The organism is uncultured Campylobacter sp. (assembly GCF_963517995.1).
Lineage (GTDB): Bacteria > Campylobacterota > Campylobacteria > Campylobacterales > Campylobacteraceae > Campylobacter_A.
Window position 1 is genome coordinate 1 of the sequence record NZ_CAUQHQ010000201.1, and the last position, 3,065, is coordinate 3,065.

Consider the following 3,065-nt stretch of genomic DNA (forward strand, 5'->3'; position numbering starts at 1 on the left):
CAAGCTTGTCTACTATACGTTTTTGCTCTGGTAGTGGCGGGATGGGGAGGAGGATGTTGTTTAGGCTATCAGAATTTAATGTATTACCCTTAATAGCTTTTTTGGTTTTTCCTTGCTCTGACAACAATGGCAAAAATTTAAAAAGAAAATTTGTTGCTATCTTGTCATCATCTATAAACGGGTATATAGAAATAATAGCCTCATTATGTACTGCTTCAATTCCTAAAATAGAAACCTTTCCAACAGTTAATTTAAAGCTCATAATAAGAGTACCTATTGGCACCAATTCGCCTTTAAAATGAGTTCTTAATGCAAGGCTGTTAATTTCATCTTTTGTGGAATATATTTTTTTATCAGCGATCATATCAGCAATGGTAATCCAGGGATATTTTGCATCAACCCAAAATTCTTCTTGTTTGCGTGGCGGAGTTTTTCCGATGTCATATTTAATATAGTTTCCCAGCCTAACCCAGCTCCAACTTTGTGGTATCTCAAACGAAATTCCATCTTCGATGCAGCGAGTTTCTTTGCCTATCTTCTCATAATGTAAATTATCCTCGCCTTTAAAGATAACGCTGTCAAATTTTGACGGTTTGATCTTTTTATCTTTTATAAGCTTATCTTTTTCCTTGCGAATTTTCTCTACTAGCTTAGATGCCGGTTCGTCATGCGGATCTTGCGGTACTAATTTACCGCTGATTGCTAAATTTAAGATGGAGTTTTTTAGCTGTTGTGCCGTCATCTTACGCCTTTTGATTTAATATCTCTAAAATTTTAGAGATCGTATCATCGATGCTGGCATTTAGCTCCGCTCTATGTTTTTGATATTCGGCTATTAGCACAAACGGGTCTTTTACTTCTTCGCTCTCACTTGGAAAACCGCAAAGATCAAGATTGTAGCTTCGCTCTTTTATCTCGTTTATACTAAAGCATTTTGACTTATCAAAGCCATCAATGTTGATCTCTTCGCGATTGTCCCACCATGAAATAACGGGTGTAAAATGCTCCAACCTCATCGGCTTTGTCTTGCTAAAATTTTTCTGTCCTTCAGGCATATCTAGGCGGTAAATCCAAATTTTGCTTGTCGGCTCACTAGCATTAAAAAATAAAATATTTGTCGTAATTGACGTATATGGCGCAAAGACTGAATGCGGCAAACGTACGATAGTGTGTAGGTTAAATTCGTTTAAGAGTTTAGTTTTTATAGCCACCTTTGCATTGTCGGTACCAAATAAAAATCCATCTGGCAAGATAACAGCTGCACGACCCTTAAATTTTAGCCTAGCCATTATGACGTTCATAAACAAATCCGCAGTCTCTGAGCTTCTAAGCTCAATAGGAAAGTTACTTTTTATGTTATCTTTTTCGCTGCCGCCATATGGTGGATTCATCAAAATAACGTCGAATTTATCCTCTGGTGTGTAGTCTCTGATGTCCTTTTCTAATGCGTTATCGTGATAAATTTGCGGATTGTCTATGTCGTGCAATAATAAATTTGTCGCGCTTAGCAAAAACGGCAATGCCTTTTTCTCGATACCATAGACGCTATCTTTATAAATTTCTCTCTCATCTGCAGTTTGTATCTGCGAGTCTAGCTCTTTAAGAGCCGACGTTAAAAATCCACCGGTTCCGCAAGCAAAATCCGCAACTTTTTCTCCAATTTTAGGCCTAATCATCTTAGCCATAAAGTCGGTCACGGCGCGCGGCGTATAAAACTCTCCGGCGTTTCCAGCGCTTTGTAAGCTTTTTAATATCGTTTCATAAATTTCGCCAAATGCGTGTCTCTCTTTAAAATTTTCAAAATTTAACTCGTTTATCACGTTTATCACTTGACGAAGTAAAACTCCGTCTTTCATGTAGTTATTATTGTCCTCAAATGCCTTTTTTACGATGGCTTGGCGAGTAGTGGTTTGTGGGGTGATAGTTATATTTTTTAGAGTTACGAAAAGCTCGTTATTTACAAAATTTAAAAGTTCGTCACCAGTTAATGCCTTGCCGTCTTTGTTATCTATCGCCCAGTTAGAGTAGCGCAAATTTGTTGGCATAATAGAGCGATAGTTATCATCATCGATCTCCCATTCGCTCTCTTTTGCATCGTAAATTTTTAAAAACAATATCCACGTTATTTGTTCTATTCTTTGGGCATCTCCGTTGATGCCTGCATCATTTCTCATAATGTCTTGTAGTCTTTTTATAAAATTTCCTAAACTCATCTTCGTCCTTATGCTGCGTAAATTTCTTTTTCAAGTTCTTTCATGGCTTCAAAATACTTCTCTTTTCCACCAAAAAATTCATTTACTATTTCTAGCATTCCACCCATATCTCTAAACGGATCATTTTTTAGTACATTTATGTTTTCTAGGTCGCTTATGCCGTTATCTGCGTATTTATCAATAAGTTTTAACAAAACCTCTCTTGCTTTATCAGAATATTTGCTCAAAAAGTCTCGCTTTTTGACGCCGTCTGCACGCTCTTTTCTAGTGCGCGGTGGTTTGTTATAAGCTATATGACAGATCAGATCAAACTCATCTAAATTCGCAAACTCAGGGTTTATCTTTAGCTCATCTAATAATACGCCGTGATCTTTTAACTCATTGATAATAGCTTGTTTTTTGCTTTGTGCGTCCCAGCTTGTTATGAAATTTTCAAGGCTTTTAAACTTGGCTAAGATGTTTTGTCTTGAAAAGTCTTTAAAGTCACTGGCGATTAGGCTGCCGTTTTGATCGTAAATTTGCTCTAACTCGTCTAATATTTTGACTTCAGTGCCATTGATCACGATTTTTCTTTCACCGCTTTTTTCTTTATCTTCTTTTGGCTTTGGCGGTTTTTCTTCTGTAAAATTTTCTTTTGCTGGTAAATCGTCTTCTCTTATTGGCTCTCCATCAAACTTAGGGTCCGCAAAAAGACGGCTAACGCCCCTAAAATCCAAAATCGTAAAATGCGTCTTGCCAAAATCCTCCCTAAGCCTCGTGCCGCGGCCTATGATTTGCTTAAATTCGGTTATAGAGTTTATGCAACTATCTATCGCAATGACTTTGCATGTTTTACAATCAACTCCAGTTGTT

General features: G+C 37.2%; 3 protein-coding genes. All 3 read right to left on the reverse strand.

What is annotated here, in order from left to right:
* A partial coding sequence (locus RYL88_RS12520) for a restriction endonuclease subunit S (protein ID WP_314991745.1) occupies positions 1–742 on the reverse strand: 742 nt, incomplete at its 3' end.
* Position 743: 1 nt separating this feature from the next.
* The gene (locus RYL88_RS12525) at positions 744–2,213 is read right to left on the reverse strand and encodes a class I SAM-dependent DNA methyltransferase (protein WP_314991746.1); all 1,470 of its coding nucleotides are present in this window, start codon (positions 2,211–2,213) and stop codon (positions 744–746) included.
* A gap of 8 nt (positions 2,214–2,221) precedes the next feature.
* The coding region (locus RYL88_RS12530) for a type I restriction-modification enzyme R subunit C-terminal domain-containing protein (protein ID WP_314991748.1) at positions 2,222–3,065 on the reverse strand (844 nt) is incomplete at its 5' end.

What these genes read in the sequence shown, in the direction of transcription:
- RYL88_RS12525 (WP_314991746.1), bottom strand. Translation starts at nt 2,213, where the DNA reads ATGAGTTTAGGAAATTTTATAAAAAGACTACAAGACATTATGAGAAAT.